The 15,622-nt window shown below is 38.6% G+C and carries 20 protein-coding genes; 12 read left to right on the top strand and 8 right to left on the bottom strand.

Features of this window, described 5'->3' with window-relative positions; translation table 11 throughout:
* The first annotated feature begins 56 nt into the window (after positions 1-56).
* Positions 57-353, top strand: a complete 297-nt coding sequence (locus HDF25_RS01050; RefSeq protein ID WP_184621882.1) for a Dabb family protein — start codon at positions 57-59, stop codon at positions 351-353.
* 64 nt (positions 354-417) lie between these two features.
* Here HDF25_RS01050 and HDF25_RS01045 read toward each other — a convergent pair whose 3' ends face one another.
* Positions 418-795, bottom strand: coding sequence for a VOC family protein (locus HDF25_RS01045; RefSeq protein ID WP_184621880.1), 378 nt, complete (start codon positions 793-795; stop codon positions 418-420).
* A gap of 182 nt (positions 796-977) precedes the next feature.
* Between HDF25_RS01045 and HDF25_RS01040 the strand changes: the two genes are divergently transcribed.
* On the top strand, positions 978-1,589 hold the full coding sequence (locus HDF25_RS01040) for a Crp/Fnr family transcriptional regulator (RefSeq protein ID WP_184621877.1): 612 nt from the start codon (positions 978-980) through the stop codon (positions 1,587-1,589).
* Here the strand turns inward: HDF25_RS01040 and HDF25_RS01035 are convergent.
* Positions 1,573-2,628 carry an NAD(P)H-dependent flavin oxidoreductase gene (locus tag HDF25_RS01035; protein WP_184621875.1) on the bottom strand — a complete coding sequence of 352 codons (1,056 nt, stop codon included), beginning with the start codon at positions 2,626-2,628 and terminating at the stop codon, positions 1,573-1,575. The two genes, HDF25_RS01040 and HDF25_RS01035, sit on opposite strands and share 17 nt — an antisense overlap.
* Positions 2,629-2,765: 137 nt before the next feature.
* Between HDF25_RS01035 and HDF25_RS01030 the strand changes: the two genes are divergently transcribed.
* Positions 2,766-3,695, top strand: a complete 930-nt coding sequence (locus tag HDF25_RS01030) for an NAD-dependent epimerase/dehydratase family protein (RefSeq protein ID WP_184621873.1) — start codon at positions 2,766-2,768, stop codon at positions 3,693-3,695.
* Positions 3,696-3,744: 49 nt separating this feature from the next.
* On the opposite strand, the gene HDF25_RS01025 is transcribed toward HDF25_RS01030, so the two are convergent.
* Both HDF25_RS01025 and HDF25_RS01020 read right to left on the bottom strand, forming a co-directional pair.
* Positions 3,745-4,167 carry a VOC family protein gene (locus tag HDF25_RS01025; RefSeq protein ID WP_184621871.1) on the bottom strand — a complete coding sequence of 141 codons (423 nt, stop codon included), beginning with the start codon at positions 4,165-4,167 and terminating at the stop codon, positions 3,745-3,747.
* Between the two features lie 33 nt (positions 4,168-4,200).
* Complete coding sequence (locus HDF25_RS01020) at positions 4,201-4,710, bottom strand: DinB family protein (RefSeq protein ID WP_184621869.1); 510 nt, start codon at positions 4,708-4,710, stop codon at positions 4,201-4,203.
* Positions 4,711-4,913: 203 nt separating this feature from the next.
* Between HDF25_RS01020 and HDF25_RS01015 the strand changes: the two genes are divergently transcribed.
* From HDF25_RS01015 to HDF25_RS00985, 7 genes are all read left to right on the top strand, one after another.
* Positions 4,914-5,606 (top strand): helix-turn-helix transcriptional regulator, encoded by a 693-nt coding sequence (locus HDF25_RS01015; RefSeq protein WP_184621867.1) that lies wholly within the window; start codon positions 4,914-4,916, stop codon positions 5,604-5,606.
* 156 nt (positions 5,607-5,762) lie between these two features.
* A complete protein-coding gene (locus tag HDF25_RS01010; protein ID WP_184621865.1) occupies positions 5,763-6,401 on the top strand; it encodes an NAD(P)H-dependent oxidoreductase in 639 nt (212 codons plus the stop codon).
* Positions 6,373-6,663, top strand: coding sequence for a putative quinol monooxygenase (locus tag HDF25_RS01005; RefSeq protein WP_184621863.1), 291 nt, complete (start codon positions 6,373-6,375; stop codon positions 6,661-6,663). Before HDF25_RS01010 ends, HDF25_RS01005 begins: the two co-directional genes overlap by 29 nt.
* Before the next feature lie 8 nt (positions 6,664-6,671).
* Positions 6,672-7,658 (top strand): aldo/keto reductase, encoded by a 987-nt coding sequence (locus tag HDF25_RS01000; protein WP_184621861.1) that lies wholly within the window; start codon positions 6,672-6,674, stop codon positions 7,656-7,658.
* A 76-nt stretch (positions 7,659-7,734) separates the two neighbouring features.
* A complete protein-coding gene (locus HDF25_RS00995; RefSeq protein WP_184621859.1) occupies positions 7,735-8,835 on the top strand; it encodes a DNA alkylation repair protein in 1,101 nt (366 codons plus the stop codon).
* Between the two features lie 22 nt (positions 8,836-8,857).
* The gene (locus tag HDF25_RS00990) at positions 8,858-9,550 is read left to right on the top strand and encodes a VIT1/CCC1 transporter family protein (RefSeq protein WP_184621857.1); all 693 of its coding nucleotides are present in this window, start codon (positions 8,858-8,860) and stop codon (positions 9,548-9,550) included.
* Positions 9,551-9,662: 112 nt separating this feature from the next.
* Positions 9,663-10,697 carry a glycoside hydrolase family 18 gene (locus HDF25_RS00985; RefSeq protein WP_184621855.1) on the top strand — a complete coding sequence of 345 codons (1,035 nt, stop codon included), beginning with the start codon at positions 9,663-9,665 and terminating at the stop codon, positions 10,695-10,697.
* Between the two features lie 70 nt (positions 10,698-10,767).
* On the opposite strand, the gene HDF25_RS00980 is transcribed toward HDF25_RS00985, so the two are convergent.
* The 3 genes from HDF25_RS00980 to HDF25_RS00970 are packed head-to-tail and all read right to left on the bottom strand — an operon-like array spanning position 10,768 to position 14,002.
* A complete protein-coding gene (locus HDF25_RS00980; protein ID WP_184621852.1) occupies positions 10,768-12,444 on the bottom strand; it encodes a protein-disulfide reductase DsbD family protein in 1,677 nt (558 codons plus the stop codon).
* A gap of 7 nt (positions 12,445-12,451) precedes the next feature.
* Complete coding sequence (locus HDF25_RS00975; RefSeq protein WP_184621850.1) at positions 12,452-12,898, bottom strand: protein-disulfide reductase DsbD domain-containing protein; 447 nt, start codon at positions 12,896-12,898, stop codon at positions 12,452-12,454.
* A gap of 51 nt (positions 12,899-12,949) precedes the next feature.
* Positions 12,950-14,002: a PLP-dependent cysteine synthase family protein gene (locus HDF25_RS00970; protein ID WP_184621848.1), complete on the bottom strand. Its 1,053-nt coding sequence runs from the start codon at positions 14,000-14,002 to the stop codon at positions 12,950-12,952.
* A 187-nt stretch (positions 14,003-14,189) separates the two neighbouring features.
* Between HDF25_RS00970 and HDF25_RS00965 the strand changes: the two genes are divergently transcribed.
* Both HDF25_RS00965 and HDF25_RS00960 read left to right on the top strand, forming a co-directional pair.
* Positions 14,190-14,654, top strand: a complete 465-nt coding sequence (locus tag HDF25_RS00965) for an Lrp/AsnC family transcriptional regulator (protein ID WP_184621846.1) — start codon at positions 14,190-14,192, stop codon at positions 14,652-14,654.
* A 24-nt stretch (positions 14,655-14,678) separates the two neighbouring features.
* Complete coding sequence (locus tag HDF25_RS00960; protein WP_184621844.1) at positions 14,679-15,113, top strand: GNAT family N-acetyltransferase; 435 nt, start codon at positions 14,679-14,681, stop codon at positions 15,111-15,113.
* Here the strand turns inward: HDF25_RS00960 and HDF25_RS00955 are convergent.
* Positions 15,110-15,622, bottom strand: a complete 513-nt coding sequence (locus HDF25_RS00955; protein ID WP_184621842.1) for a hypothetical protein — start codon at positions 15,620-15,622, stop codon at positions 15,110-15,112. The genes HDF25_RS00960 and HDF25_RS00955 overlap by 4 nt on opposite strands.

Below are 15,622 nucleotides of genomic sequence, written 5' to 3'. Positions count from 1 at the left end.
TGACCTTTTTCTTGGTAAAACGATACTGGTTGCTACATTTGCATAAAAAAGATATTATGATAGCACACCATGTTTTATTCTGGTTAAAAGCCGATACCACTGATGATCAAAAAAATGCATTTAAAAAAGGTCTTCAATCCTTAGAAAAAATAGAATCTGTAACGACTATTCATGTGGGTGTTCCAGCTCCTATCGAGCGCGCTGTGGTTGATACTACCTATAGTTTTTCATTAGTACTATTTTTCGAAGACCTTGCCGGACATGATATCTATCAGGGACATGCACTTCACGTAGCTTTTCTCGATGAATTCCGCAGTTTATTTGAAAAAGTTGTTATTTACGATGCGGCATAAAATTGTTCGCGTTAATACAAAACAATGGCTTTGTGCTTAGCAAAACCATTGTTTTGAAACTATATTACTCTTCTTCCAATACTGACAGGATATTACCTGATGGATCTTTGAACCAGGCAATTTTAGGTCCACCACCGTGGAAAACGCCAAACTCATCAGTCTCAAAATCCTTCTCCTTATAAATAATGAATTGTATACCGCGTTTACGCAATTCAATCATCGCCTGTTCCAGATTTTTAACAGGAAAATTAAGAACAGTAAAAGTTGCGGGGACATGATTTGGCTTAGCATAGACAAATACAATCCCACCGCCTGCCAGATGCAGCACTATCTGCCCCATAGTTTCTGAGACCTTCAGGCCCAGAGTCTGGCTGTAAAATTCTCTTGATAGTGGAATTTCATCAACGGAGAAACCACTAAAGGCTTTAATTTCTTTGAACATCGTCATCTTCTTGTGTTTTTTAAACTCATTGAAATTTATACGTAATTCATAACACAAAGCTGCAGTATTCAACTGGATTTCAGGGGGGCTGAATGCGGCAATTTACAGGGGCACCCGCGACACAATTTCCAGGTACTGGATCAGCTAAATATTTTCTAACTTACCAGCTTTAGCTCAATCACATGGATGCACTGACACCACTTGATATATTTCGCAAAGAACTGGAAAGATTCATCCTTTTTAATGAGCAGGAATGGCTTCTGTTTACACAACACCTGGATTTCACTTCCTTAAAAAAGAAATCCCATTTCTGTGTGGAAGACAAAGTCTGTGATCATATCGGCTTTATTGTCAAAGGATCTGCACGTTATTACAATATCAAAGACGGCGAAGAGATTTCTGGCTATTTCAGTTTTGAAAAGGAATTTATATGCTCCTATAAAAGTTTTATAACCAGGCTGCCAGCTTTTAATTATATACAGGCGATGGAACCAACAGAACTGATCCTGATTTCTTATCAGAATATGCAACTAATGCTGAACCATCCTGTGCTGGCCTATAAAATGGAACGTTTTGGCCGGCTTACTGCAGAATATTATTTATGCTGTTATGAAGACAGGATAAATTCATTTATCACTAAAACTCCCGAAGAGCGCTATCTTGAAATGATGAAAACTGACCGTGAGATTTTATTACGCATCCCTCAGCGTTACATAGCTAATTCCCTTGGAATTACTCCCGTTTCACTTTCCAGGATCAGAAAAAGAGTATTACTTCTTACCAGCCATCTTTAACCAGACTGGCAAAGATATCAGCTGTGCTTCCCCTCTTACCTCTTGAGGATGATTGTCCGGCCCACATAGAGATAAAATCCTTCTGATCATTTTGCTGCGCATAAGTACGTATCACTGAAGTAAGATTATTCTGTATCACATAGGTTGGGATTTCAAGTCCTGAGTTTTCTACAGCTTCCATAAAAGCATTTTTAATTCCCCTTGCCCAGCGTCCTGAAAAGACACGAGTAAGAGTCGTATCTACATCTGCAGCTGTTAAAACTGCATTCTTATAACTTTCGACGGCTGCGCTCTCATCGGTTGGAATAAAAATACTTCCTACCTGTATACCCGATGCCCCAAAGGCAATAGCTGCTTTTAATCCTCTGTTATCTGAAATTCCTCCGGCAGCAAGTACAGGCAGATGAACTGCATCTGCTATCGCCGGTATCAGAGACATTAAACCTATCTGAGGTAGTTGATCCCGGCATAAAAAGGATCCTCTGTGCCCGCCGGCTTCGGTTCCCTGCGCCGTAATCAAATCAACGCCACTATTTTCCAATGCCACAGCTTCCTCTACAGAAGTTGCTGTCCCCACCAGTAAACAGTTATTTTCTTTAAGTACCTTAACTACTGATTCCCTGAGCATACCAAAAGTAAAACTGATAATTTCTATGCTCTCCTCAATCAATACATCAAGCTGATCTTCGTAACCGTAGAACTTCAGTTCCTCTGCATTCCTGATTTCAAATGGGATCTGATGTGCTTTGCAAAATGACAGCAGAAAATCCTGCATCTTACTGATTTGCGGGATATCAAATTTCACAGGTACATCATGTGCAAAAAGATTAACAGCAAAAGGTTTGTCTGTATATTGTTTGGTTTCGCGAATAAGTTGCCTTGTCTTTTCAGGAGAAAGACCCCCTGCAGCCAGAGTTCCCAACCCACCTGCATTGGATACTCCGGCAGTCATTTTTGGTGTGGAAACACCTAACATCGCTCCCTGGACTACAGGGTAGCTAATCTTCAATAACTTTAATAAGTTTTCAGTTTTACTCATCACAATGACTTTTTAAAATCAGTTTAATCAAAGATAAATATCAAATGACAAAACATCTTTTATAAATCCTTATCTTTTGTTAACGTTTTCATTCACAGTTGCAGTCTATCTTTGAATCAGATTTAAAACAAACAAACATGCATACTATATTAGGTGCCGGGGGGCCCACAGCCAATGCGCTTACCCAAGAATTGTTGAATGCTAAACAAACCATCCGACTAGTCAGCCGCAGACCTTCCAGAATAACAGATCAAAATATAAGCTGGGAGAAAGCAGATTTACAGAACTATCACGAAGTCCTTGCTGCATCACGGGGCTCAAAAGTGATTTACCTCTGTGCCGGATTACCATATGATAAAAATATCTGGAAGCAGCAATGGCCTGTAATTATGGAAAATGTAATCAATGTGGCTAAAGAAACACAGGCCAGGTTAATATTTTTTGATAATGTATATATGTATGGATTAGTTGATGGTCCTATGCTGGAATCTACCTCTTATAACCCCTGCAGTGTCAAAGGTGAGGTCAGGGCACGTATTGCTACTCAATTGATGGAAGAAGCGAAAGCAGGAAATATAAATGCCAGTATAGCGCGTTCCGCAGATTTTTATGGTACAGATTCTGGCAATAGTCTTCCCGATACTATGGTTCTTTCCAAATATGCAAAAGGGCAAAGCGCATCCTGGGTTGGCAGCTCAGATACGATTCATAATTTCACTTATATCCCTGATGCCGGTAAGGGACTTTATTTGTTAGGGCAACACCCCGAAAACGATAACCAGATATGGCATATACCTACTGCTGCACCAATACCCGGCAAAGAATTCATTGAATTGGCTGCAAAGATCTACCAGGTTAAACCTAAATTCATGCACATCAACAAGTTTATACTGCAGGTCATTGGTCCGTTTAGTAAAAATATTCGTGAGTCGGTCGAGATGTATTATCAGTATAACCACCCTTATCACTTTGATTCTTCTAAATTTGAGCTGGCATTTAACTTAAAACCAACTTCTTATGCTGACGGGATCAGACATATGGCACAAACAGTATATAAAAAACAATAATTAAGTAATGGTCTCTTTAAAGAGAGACCATTACTATTTGACATTCAGCTTAATTCTGCTGGGTTTTATCAAAAAGCAGCATCCATTTCACACCAAACCGATCATTCAGTACACCGAATAATGCTCCCCAGAACTGAAGTTTCAGCGGGTCAATAATTTTCCCTCCGGCCGAGAGTACTGAAAATAAATGATTGATTTCTTCTTCACTTTTACAGCTTATAGAAAGGGTCACCGAATTTCCATTAACTAAGCCTCCCGGCCCGATCATATCTGAAGCCATCAACAATAACAGTCCATCTTTTGTTAAAGAAGAATGCATAATCTGATCTTTCATCCCAGCCGGACATTGTGCTGCAATTGGTGACTCTCCAACTGTCTGCATATATAATTCTCCTCCTAAACATTTCTGGTAGAAGGTCATCGCTTCAGCACAATTGCCACCGAAGGTTAGGTAAACATCAATGTGTTTCATATGATTATTTTGTTAGAAAAAATGGTTAAAATTTTAGTTTTTTAATGTCAAATGATGATAAATATTTTTTAACTGGTGCGTATGTCTCTGTGTATGATAGTTTACAAAATAGACAGCTTCAAGCCGCGTTAAAAATCCATACACGGGGAGCTCAAAGGTCAGACAGGTTTTACTCAGATCATTAGTTCTGATCAGATTAAACAGTTCGCTCCTGATGTTTTCGAGCGTACCCAGCTGGCGATACTTATTATAACTCATAGGCAGTGGCAGAATAAATTCGGGAGACTCCATCTTTAGCCCAAAGTTTAAGAAATCCTTTTTGATCTGCTCAATCTGTTGATCCGGCCTTCGTTCCGTATCTTTTACCGGGCCCTGCATAATTTCTATAAAGCCTGAGTTAGCCAGAATAAGATGTTGGGCAACTTGTCCGGCAGTCCAGCTTCCGGCAAATGGGATATCATTTAACTGTGTTTCATCAAATGATAAGATCAATTGATGAAGATTAACAAATGTCTGATCTATATCAGTAAGAATTGTCTCCATATGGCTGTCTTTTTAAATACATTAACCTGATTCTAAGTTAATTATTAAAATGTTGATCAATGCTTGCCTAAGACGTCAATCTCAGGGGGGATTCAGGACATTCTTTTAATACCAGATCGTTTCTTTGGGTTCTATAATGTTTATATATTCGCAAAAACATCCCGATATAAATTTGATCAGGAGGTATTTTTTGATTTATAAAAATGGACATAACCAAAAAAATCAATGATATAGCAGTATCCTTTTTTGATGATAATAATTCAAAATTTGCTGCCGCAATGGGAACCAGCGAAGCAAACATCAGAAACTACAGAAGTAAAACCAGCCCCAAAATAGAGTTCATTGTTAAACTTTGTAATAATCTCAAAATTAGTTTTGAGTGGATGTTTAATAATTCGGGGGAAATGATCGCCTCTAAAAATCCGGATTTACCTTCCCCAGCAAACAAGACTTTATCAATTACAGAAGATAACCTGAAAAGTCAGAGAATCCCACTTTATGAAATGAATACCCAAACAAGTCTGACTCAGCTTTTTGATAAAAACCGGCCCATTATCGATTATATAACAATACCTAATCTGCCTAAAAGTGACGGCGCACTGCATATCAGAGGGGATGGCATGTACCCACTTTTAAAGAGTGGCGATATTGCCATCTATAAAAAGGTAAGTAATTTGGAAGATGGGATTTATTACGGGGAAATGTATCTTTTGTCAATTGACATCGATGGAGATGAAGCTACAATTGTTAAATACGTTCATAAATCAGACAAGGGTGATCAATATATTAACCTAACCAGTTATAATACAAATCATGCTTCAAAAGATGTCAACCTGAAATACATTAAGACCATGGCATTGATTAAAGCCAGCGTCAGTTTTAATACAATAATGTAAAGAATAGCTTTATACCTTTCACAAATCCCTCTATTTGCTGGTTTAAAAATTATCAGAACTTACCATCACAATTATAATAGATACCTATGATTTATATTATTTTAATGGTGACATAAGAAGGTTTAGTTTTGCAGTAGAAATTAAAAGATCTGCAACATGGAAACTAAAAAAATATTTGTGATTAACGGAGGCCAGATATTCGGGCACTCTGGTGGTCGTTTTAATAACACAATTTTCAATGCAACAATAGACTTCTTTGCTAATCAACCCGGATTTGAAATCAGATCGACTGATATCAATGAAGATTATGACCCCGGACAAGAAGTAGAGAAATATATCTGGGCTGATGTAATTATATATCATACACCAATATGGTGGTTCCAGGTCCCACATGGACTAAAAAAATACATTGACCTGGTATTTACTCAGGGTCATCAAAATGGTATATACAAAAGTGATGGCCGTTCTGCTGACAATCCCGCTATCAATTATGGCACGGGCGGTTTATTACATGGCAAACAATACATGATTACCTCTTCCTGGAATGCCCCTGCTACAGCATTTACTATGCCGGGTGAGTTTTTTAACGAACGCAGTGTAGATGATGGCGTATTATTTGGCCTTCACCGTATGAATGCCTTTACGGGTATGAAACCATTAGATGGTATTCACTTTCATGACGTAGAAAAGAATGCTGACATTGTCAATGACATAAAATTATATCGTAATCATTTAAATAAAATTTTCATTAAAAAAACACAAAACAATGAGCATCTATCTAACTGCTATAATTAAAAGTATCCCTGGTAATGCTGAGCAGATGAAAACCCTGCTGAAAACCCTGGTCGTTGGATCAAAAAGTGAAGCTGCGTGTCTGCAGTATGACTTACATCAGTCTCAGCAAAACCCAGATCTGTTTATTTTCCATGAAGAATGGAAAAGCCACGAAGACTGGGACTTACATAACCAGACACCTCATATTAAAAAATTCGCAGCGGAATCTGCAACGGTCATGGATGGAAATCCCATCATATATATTACGGAAAGAGTAGAATAGAGCAAATTATGGAATATAGAAAATTAGGAAATACAGCATTAAACCTGTCAGCGATTACGCATGGTGCATTTGCTATAGGTGGTACCATGTGGGGTGGTAATGAAAAACAAGATTCAATTGGTGCTATACATGCCTCAATCGATCACGGAGTTACGACTATTGACACTGCCCCATTTTATGGTTTTGGATTAAGTGAAGAATTAATCGGCGAAGCTATCAAAGGAAAAGACCGCACAAAAATTCAGTTGCTCAATAAATTCGGGCTCGTATGGGATGGTAGCAATAATGGAAAAGGAGAATTTTTCTTCGATGCAGGCGCAGATGGAAAAAGCATCCCTGTATATAAATATGCCTCAAAAGCAAATGTAATCAAGGAAGTAGAGGAAGGTTTAAAACGTCTTGGAACTGACTATATTGACCTTTTACAGTTACACTGGCCAGATGAAACTACTGCTATTGATGAAACTATGGAAGCGCTTAATTTATTAGTGCAGCAGGGTAAAATTCTGGCTGCAGGTGTAAGTAATTATAATCTGGCGCAGCTGAAAGAAGCGAAACAAACCATCATTCTCGCATCCAACCAGGTATCTTATAGTATGCTCAACAGAGCTATTGAAGAAACAATCATTCCTTACACACTAGAAAACAACATAGGGATTATTGCATACAGTCCATTGGAAAGAGGACTGCTTACCGGTAAGTATTTTAAGGATGTCAGGCTTAAATCAAACGATCACCGCAATGGCTATTTTGGCCAGTTTGATCCGGAGAAAGTAAAAGCTTTAATCAGTATCCTTGAACCGCTTGCTGAAAGTAAAAATACAACGGTTGCACAACTGGTCTTACGCTGGACTACCTTGCAAAAGGGTATTACAATTGTACTGGCAGGTTCAAGGAATGCAGCCCAGGCCATTGACAATGCTAAATCTATGGATATTTCAATCAGTGCAAACGAATTGGATATTATTCATCAGGCAATCAAAGCAGTTAATTAAGCACTCAGAAAACGGCCGGTTAAACAGGGCCGTTTTTATTATATTTACCGGATACACCAAAAATCCGCAATTGTTAATGAGCCTGCTGAAAGATATATATTCCCCAAATTTTTATGAAAGCCTGACTGACAGTATGCATCAACTCGATGCTTCGTTCAACAAAAATCAATTTATCAGTCAAATCTATGTTGAGGAATTCCAGCAGATGGAGCTCAAACAAAGGATGCATCATACGACACTGGTTTTGCATGAGTTTCTTCCTTCTGACTACCCCGAGGCTGTTCGCTATTTGTTCCTGCTGATTGACCAGCTCAGAAAGAATGATGCAGGAGATGATAAACTGGCTTATATATTTTTCCCTGATTATATCGAAACCTTTGGTCTTGAGGATTACGAGACTTCAGTAAAGGCAATTGAATATATCACTCAATTTATAACCTGTGAATTCGCTGTCAGGCCTTTTTTGGCTAAGTACCATAACCAGATGATGATGCAGATGGGAAAATGGTCAACTCATGAAAGTTATCAGGTAAGACGCCTTGCCAGCGAAGGCAGCAGACCAAGATTACCCTGGGCAATGGCTGTCCCTACACTAAAAAAAGTTCCCGGCACAACACTCGCTATTCTGGAAAACTTAAAAAATGATCCTTCAGAATGGGTTCGCAAAAGCGTAGCTAATCACCTGAATGATATTTCAAAAGATTATCCTGAAATTGTCATAACTATCGCCACCAGCTGGAAAGGACTTAGCAAAGAAACGGATGCAATTATTAAACATGGCTGCCGCAGCCTGTTAAAACAAGGCCATCCGGAGATCCTGGCCTATTATGGACTGGAAAGTACACAGATTGAACTGAATAATTTTGAAATACTAACTCCGACCGTGACCATCGGAAACAGCATAGAATTTACACTGACTGTAAAAAACACCTCTCCTTCCATACAAAAAATACGCATGGAATATGCTATTTACTATAAACGGCTAAACGGTCAGTCTTCCAAAAAAGTTTTCAAAATCAGTGAACGTGATTATCAGGCAAATGAAAGCGTTGTCATCCACAGAAAACAAAGTTTCAAAATCATTACAACCAGAAAATTTTACCCGGGACAGCATCAAATATCTGTTATTCTCAATGGTTTAGAAAAAAAAATAACGAGCTTTGAATTAGCAATCTAATCAATACTAAAAGCTCAGGATTTTGAATCATACACATCAAGAAAAACATCTGAAAAGTTCGGCATTCATTTCTGATATTGTTATTGGAATGAGTGATGGCTTGACTGTTCCATTTGCACTTGCAGCGGGCCTGAGCGGCGCTGTACAGCATAATTCTATAATTATTACTGCAGGTTTGGCTGAAATTGTGGCTGGTTGTATTGCGATGGGACTGGGCGGCTATTTAGCTGGTAAAACTGAACAGGAACATTATCAAAGTGAAAAAATCAGAGAGTACAATGAAGTTGAAAATTTCAGAGAGGAAGAAATCAGGGAAGTCAAAGAGATCTTCGCTGATTATGGAATTGACGAACAGGGGCAAACGATACTGGCAAATCAACTAGCTAAGGACAAAACCAAATGGGTAGATTTCATGATGAAATTTGAATTAGGCCTGGAAGAGCCTGACAGCAACAGGGCAAGAAATAGTGCCCTGACAATTGGTATTGCTTATTGTATTGGTGGGCTACTCCCCTTATCAGCCTATTTTATAACTTCAGAACCACATAATGGTTTATTACTATCGGCAATAATCACTACTTTCTGTTTGTTTATTTTCGGCTATTTTAAGAGCAAAGTCACTGGTCAGCCCCCTTTCAAAGGAGCCATTAAAGTCACCGCTATCGGACTTATTGCCGCTGCCGCCGCATTCACTATTGCCAAATTAATTTCATAGCACCTTAACACATTAAAGATCAAATATTTGTATCAAAAACAATTACAATACTAAATTGTTTTAGCTCAAAGTCTTCCTGACAAAGCAACCAATATAAACTTAATGATCAACTATGAAAACAAAACCTTTTATCAACCTGGGCAAGGGATTACTTATCCTTGTCATCTCCACCATTTTCTTCTCTTCCTGTAAAAAAATAACTGATGGGACTGGCTCCGGCGGTGGTACTAAATCAGATGCAGATTATCTTAAAAACCTTCTTGCCTATAAAAGCAGTGCTCACCAGATCTATCTTGGTTACCTGGTAGCAGATGGTAATGACCCCGCTGCAGCCACTTCTATGCTGAATGTACCAGATAGCGTAGATATTGTTATCGCCTTTGCCGGATGGGACAAGGATGCTTCACACTGGAAAACACTTCAGGCTAAGGGAACAAAAATTCTGACCTGTACATTTCCCGGAAACGATGCTTTCTATGACGGCTCCGCGAAAGATACCACAACTACACAAAAAACCAGCCTGTCATCGGCAAGTACCTACGACCACTGGGCTAAAGCTATGTATGATAAGTTTATCACGGGTATGGGCTGGGACGGAATTGATGTAGATATTGAAACCGGTACTTTTGGTGGTGATGCACCAGCAAGTAATGCCAAAGCAGTACTTCAATCAGTTGCAAAATATTTTGGCCCGAACGCACTTACAGGTAATCTGACCAAAGCAGGACAGAAACCAATATTTATCTACGACACAGATGTCGATGTTGCTGGTGGCAGTTTAGGTTACAATACGATTTATACTCCATTTAAAAGTAACTACACTTATGTTAATTTTCAATCTTATGTAGGCGGAAGCCGTCGCTGGGGAGGAAGTACTACAGCAGACCTTACCCCCTTGCTGAATATGTTTGATAAAACCAAATTGATTGTGCTCACGAATGGAGATGAATTTAAATATCCAAACGGATCTGAAGATACACCAGGCGGAGATGCAAAAGCAACGAAGTGGTTATGGAATATTGCCGGATGGGCTAAAACTAATAAAACTGGTGGTGTGGGTGCTTACAGAATGAGCAGGGATTATAACCACACACCTGTTTTTAACAGTTCCCGTCAAGCTATTCAAATCATGAACCCACATTTATAAACAAATTTGGATGTTTTAAATGGAAGACTAAAAAGGCCGGCAAAATGCCGGCCTTTTATAATAAAACTTCTTATTTATGATAGGATTTCAATCCCTTTTTTAGAAAATCCAGGTAGTGAGATACTTCATAATCTGCTCCCCCCGGTGCGACTAACTGTTCTTCTGATGCAGGATTAAGCAATACATAAAATGGCTGGGAGTTAGCCTGAAACTTTGAAGCTTGTAAATAGCTCCACTTTTTGCCAATCGTATTCAGTAATTTTCCTTCCGGAGTAGTGACTATATCCTTGTCAGCGAGTTCAGTTTTATCATCTACATAAAGTTGGATCAGTACATAATCTTCGCTGATCATTTTATAGACTTCTTTATCCGACCAGACATTCGCTTCCATCTTTCTGCAATTCACACAGGCATGACCAGTAAAATCGATCATTACTGGTTTATTGACTTGTTTAGCATAAGCTACTCCTTCATTATAATCAAAAAACACATCCAGATTCAAAGGTGCATGAAATAACGCGGCATATTTGTGTGCTCCAGGTGATGGTTTTACAGTATTTGAATGACCAGTACCTAAAGTTGGCGTATACAGGTCAAAATCCTGGGTTTGCTGAGGAGGTAGAAAAGCAGAAACTGATTTAAGTGGCGCCCCCCATAAACCTGGGATCATATAAATCGTAAATGACAAAACAATAACTGCCATTAACAATCTTGGAACAGAGATATACTTTAGCTCGCTGTCATGTGAGAATTTCAGTTTACCTAAAAGATACAGCCCCATCAGACCGAAAATCACAATCCATAACACCAGAAAGATCTCTCTGTCGAACCACTCCCAATGATAGGCCAGATCTACATTACTCAGAAACTTCAAAGCAAAAGCCAGTTCCAGGAAACCCAGGACTACTTTTACACTGTTCAACCAGCCTCCTGATTTAGGAAGTGCATTTAAAGCTGATGGAAAAAGTGCAAACAAAGCAAAAGGAATTGCCAGCGCAAAAGAAAAACCAAACATGCCTACAGCAGGCCCCAAAAGTGCCCCACTGGTTGCAGCCTGTACTAATAATGTTCCTATAATCGGCCCGGTACAGGAAAAAGAAACCAGGGCAAGCGTACCAGCCATAAAAAAGAGCCCTGCAATTCCTCCTTTATCAGAGTTTGCATCCATCTTATTTACCCAGGAAGAAGGGAGTGTAATTTCAAACGCACCCAGAAAAGAAATCCCAAAGACTATTAGCAGTAAGAAAAACAGCAGATTGAACAGGCCATTGGTTGACAAGCTGTTTAATGCATCTGCACCGAATAAAATAGTAACCAGCAGCCCCAGTAATACATAAATCAGAATAATAAAAGCCCCATAGAGTGCTGCTCTTCTGAATGCTTTCCCTTTTTCTGAGCCTTTAGTAAAAAAACTTACCGTCAATGGGAGCATAGGAAAGATACAGGGCATCAGTAACGCAGCGAGTCCACCGACAAAACCTGCAATAAAAACACCCCACAATGATTGTTGTTCTTTAACCGGAACCGGTTTCTGTACCGGGTCTTTAGATTTCAATGTCTTAACTAAAGCTGTTTTTTCCTTAACAACCGGATTGACTGGTGTGTCACTAACCGCAGTAAACACTAACCCATCAGCCCCCGAAGTATCTGTTTTTTGCTGTGCAAAAGTATATTGTTGAGTCCATAAAAGTGTCAGTAAGCCGAAAACAAATATTTTGAGGCTAAGCTTAAATATTTTCAAGTACATTATCCCTCTATTTTACTAAAACACTAAATTCTACCTGTTCTGGTGGAAGGCATTGCCTGTCATTACAGGTCATAAATTCGACTGTTCCTTTAACCAGTGCCTTTGACCCTTTTAAAGTTATTTTTTGCTGAAAGATTACACTGCCTTCAAAAAAACTGACATCCATTTTAAAAGTATCCTCAAAGCGGTGGACAGCTTTAGGTTCAATAGTCTTCCCGTTTAAAGTATAATCTTTGGCAGCTGGAAAGATGAAGGTAGTTTTAACCGGTCCGCCTTCTTTTATGTTTTGCGAATAAATATGCCAGCCACTTTCGATGGTTGCTTTAATAAAAATTACACCTTCGGTTTTACTGGTCCGCTTTGCGGCATAACTCCAGGTCACTGGTTTTAAGATCTGACTTTTCGCTGCCAGGGTAAATAGAATTACTGTGGTTAATAAAATTAGTTTTCTCATGAATTGAATTTATAAGTGGTTTGGTTGATTTTTCTTAGCATAAGGATAATCTTATTTCAGACGGCATATCGGATGGTAGTCAATGAATTCAGTATCTGGTGTTAAATAACCATCCTTAACAGGTTCTTCCCGCATCAGATCAGTACTCAGGTACTTTTTATTACTATCAGAGAATATGGTTACTACACAGCTGTCCATTCCCAGTTCCTGTTGTAATTTAATCGCACCAATCACATTTGCTCCTGATGATATTCCTACAGCCAGTCCTAACTGACGACCTAATTTCTGCGCCATTAAAATTGAATCACCATCATTTGCCTGAAGAACCTGGTCCATTTCATTGAGTTTAACAATTTCAGGAATAAATTCATCAGAAATACCCTGTATCCTATGACTCCCGACCTTGTATCCTGTTGTTAATGTTGGCGATTCCGCAGGTTCCAGTGGATGGATCTTAATAGACGGATTCTGACTCCGTAAATAACGGCCTACCCCCATAATTGTTCCTCCGGTCCCTACCCCGGCCACAAAAGCATCGGGAATTAAATTATTCAGTCTGAGTTGCTCCCAGATTTCAACACCAGTAGTTTCCTGATGTGCTCCCGGATTATCTACATTTTCAAACTGACGGGGCAAAAATATATTTTCATTTTCCAGAGCCATGGATTCAGCCAGCTTAATACTCCCCAGAAATCCCCCCTGTTCTTTACTGATCAGTATAACTTCTGCACCCAGACTCTTAATAATATCAATCCGCTCTTTACTCAGCCAATTGGGCATAATAATCTTAACAGGATGCCCCATGGCTTTACCGATAGCAGCGAAAGCAATTCCAGTATTACCACTGGTTGCTTCGATAATCTCATCACCAGGTTTAATCATACAGTTTTTATAGGCATGATATAGCGTGAATAATGCGATCCGGTCTTTTATACTTCCGGTAAGATTATAGTGTTCGCATTTAACATATATTTTTCCCGTTTTGCCCTTATAAGTATAATGTAATTCCAGCATTGGCGTATTACCTACCAGATGCCATAAATGCTCGAATTTCTTTTCAAGATCTGTGGTCAGACCATTTACTTCTTTCGTACTCAAGATCATAATTTATGTTATTTATTTTACCCTATATTTCGGTAAAACTCCATACTGTGATTTATAATAACAATACATATCTTTAATTCCGGAAATTTTACAGAAAAGTCATGAATAAGTTTATTTATTTTCATTTCAAGAGGCACATACAGTAATACAACAAGCGTTTTTTCATAACCCAATTACCCCATTTAAGATGAGTGAAGAATTAGACCCCATTGATCTGGAAATTTTACGGATCTTACAGAGAGATGCCACGTTAACGAATAAAGAACTGGCTTTTAAATTGCGTAAATCAATTGCAACAGTCCATGACAGAATCAGAAAACTGAAAGAAAGAGGGTATATTAAACGGGTTGTGGCAATTCTGGACAGACAAAAGATCAATAGAAGCCTGATTGCTTTTTCGCAGGTATTGTTAAAAGAACATACAGCCGATTCATTAAATGAATTCGAGCGTGAAGTAGCAAAATTCAACGAAGTCATGGAGTGTTTTCAAATGACCGGGGCTTTTGATTTTATCCTTCGTATTGCGACCAGTGATATGGATACCTACCACTTATTTTTAAGAAATAAACTAGCAACCCTCCCAAATATCAGTACTGTACAGAGCTTTTTCGTTTTATCAGAAACCAAAAGTGAAACAGCTTATCCACTATAGACATCATTTAAAAACAATCATAACATGCATTTTAGAATTTTAGAGACTGAGGATGCAGCGGATATAAACAGATTATCCGGGCAGCTGGGTTACTCTTCTTCCCTTTCAGAGACGGAAACCAGAATTAAGGACATGATAGCGCATACTGATCATTGTGCTTTTGTTGCTATCACAGAAGAGACAATTATTGGCTGGATTCATGGTTTCTATGCTTTAAGATTAGAATCCCTTCCTTTTGTAGAAATCGGAGGACTGGTTGTGGATGAGAACTATCGTAACCTGCAAACCGGAAAGAAATTAATTGAACTGGTCAAAGAATGGGCAATAGCCAAAAAGGTTGGTAAACTAAGGGTAAGATGCCAGACTAAAAGAACAGGGTCACACCAGTTTTATTTGAAAGCAGGTTTTATTCAGACCAAAGAGCAGAAAATATTTGATATGGATATGATCTCATATTAATCTCTGTATGTCAGATGATATTTTTTTAGTTTTCTGATTGGCATATAAGTGAACAGAACTGAAAATATTCCGGCGGTCAGCCCCAACAGTACCGCCAGTAAAGTTCCGTTATAATTATACAGCTGCGGCAAACCAAAGTGTAAACCCAGCATCACTAAAAAGACAAATAAAACTGTACAAAAACCATTGATCGCAGCCATTTTAAAAATAAATTTATTCTTTTTCACATCCTCTGCCAGAATGATTTCTGAATGTCCCTTTTCTGATAAGGTTATTGTTTTTTTTAAAATATCAAAAGTGATTATAAAGGGCAGGAAAAATGCCATCGGCAAAATAAACCTCGCCAGATTTTGTTCACCTGCAAACAAATGGACAGCATTCCGGTCTGTAAAACTGAAATAAGGAATAATGGTATTGAATACAACATTCGGGACGATATAATACAATAAGTTTTTACGTAGAAAACGTTTTAATGTAACTTCCTTTTCTTTCAGTGTCGTGGTCAGCAT

The organism is Pedobacter cryoconitis (genome assembly GCF_014207135.1).
Lineage (GTDB): Bacteria > Bacteroidota > Bacteroidia > Sphingobacteriales > Sphingobacteriaceae > Pedobacter > Pedobacter cryoconitis_D.
Note: the sequence above shows the minus strand (reverse complement) of the source record. Positions and strands in the feature narration are given on the sequence as shown.

Bases quoted from the DNA above. Each gene is read 5' to 3' on its own strand.
- HDF25_RS01050 (WP_184621882.1), top strand. From the start codon at position 57: ATGATAGCACACCATGTTTTATTCTGGTTAAAAGCCGATACCACTGAT.
- HDF25_RS01005 (WP_184621863.1), top strand. From the start codon at position 6,373: ATGAGCATCTATCTAACTGCTATAATTAAAAGTATCCCTGGTAATGCT.
- HDF25_RS00995 (WP_184621859.1), top strand. From the start codon at position 7,735: ATGAGCCTGCTGAAAGATATATATTCCCCAAATTTTTATGAAAGCCTG.
- HDF25_RS00965 (WP_184621846.1), top strand. From the start codon at position 14,190: ATGAGTGAAGAATTAGACCCCATTGATCTGGAAATTTTACGGATCTTA.
- HDF25_RS00955 (WP_184621842.1), bottom strand. From the start codon at position 15,622: ATGCTGACCACGACACTGAAAGAAAAGGAAGTTACATTAAAACGTTTT.
- HDF25_RS01025 (WP_184621871.1), bottom strand. From the start codon at position 4,167: ATGAAACACATTGATGTTTACCTAACCTTCGGTGGCAATTGTGCTGAA.
- HDF25_RS00975 (WP_184621850.1), bottom strand. From the start codon at position 12,898: ATGAGAAAACTAATTTTATTAACCACAGTAATTCTATTTACCCTGGCA.
- HDF25_RS01030 (WP_184621873.1), top strand. From the start codon at position 2,766: ATGCATACTATATTAGGTGCCGGGGGGCCCACAGCCAATGCGCTTACC.
- HDF25_RS01000 (WP_184621861.1), top strand. From the start codon at position 6,672: ATGGAATATAGAAAATTAGGAAATACAGCATTAAACCTGTCAGCGATT.
- HDF25_RS01010 (WP_184621865.1), top strand. From the start codon at position 5,763: ATGGAAACTAAAAAAATATTTGTGATTAACGGAGGCCAGATATTCGGG.
- HDF25_RS01045 (WP_184621880.1), bottom strand. From the start codon at position 795: ATGTTCAAAGAAATTAAAGCCTTTAGTGGTTTCTCCGTTGATGAAATT.
- HDF25_RS00970 (WP_184621848.1), bottom strand. From the start codon at position 14,002: ATGATCTTGAGTACGAAAGAAGTAAATGGTCTGACCACAGATCTTGAA.
- HDF25_RS00985 (WP_184621855.1), top strand. From the start codon at position 9,663: ATGAAAACAAAACCTTTTATCAACCTGGGCAAGGGATTACTTATCCTT.
- HDF25_RS01040 (WP_184621877.1), top strand. From the start codon at position 978: ATGGATGCACTGACACCACTTGATATATTTCGCAAAGAACTGGAAAGA.
- HDF25_RS00980 (WP_184621852.1), bottom strand. From the start codon at position 12,444: ATGTACTTGAAAATATTTAAGCTTAGCCTCAAAATATTTGTTTTCGGC.
- HDF25_RS01020 (WP_184621869.1), bottom strand. From the start codon at position 4,710: ATGGAGACAATTCTTACTGATATAGATCAGACATTTGTTAATCTTCAT.
- HDF25_RS00960 (WP_184621844.1), top strand. From the start codon at position 14,679: ATGCATTTTAGAATTTTAGAGACTGAGGATGCAGCGGATATAAACAGA.
- HDF25_RS01035 (WP_184621875.1), bottom strand. From the start codon at position 2,628: ATGAGTAAAACTGAAAACTTATTAAAGTTATTGAAGATTAGCTACCCT.
- HDF25_RS01015 (WP_184621867.1), top strand. From the start codon at position 4,914: ATGGACATAACCAAAAAAATCAATGATATAGCAGTATCCTTTTTTGAT.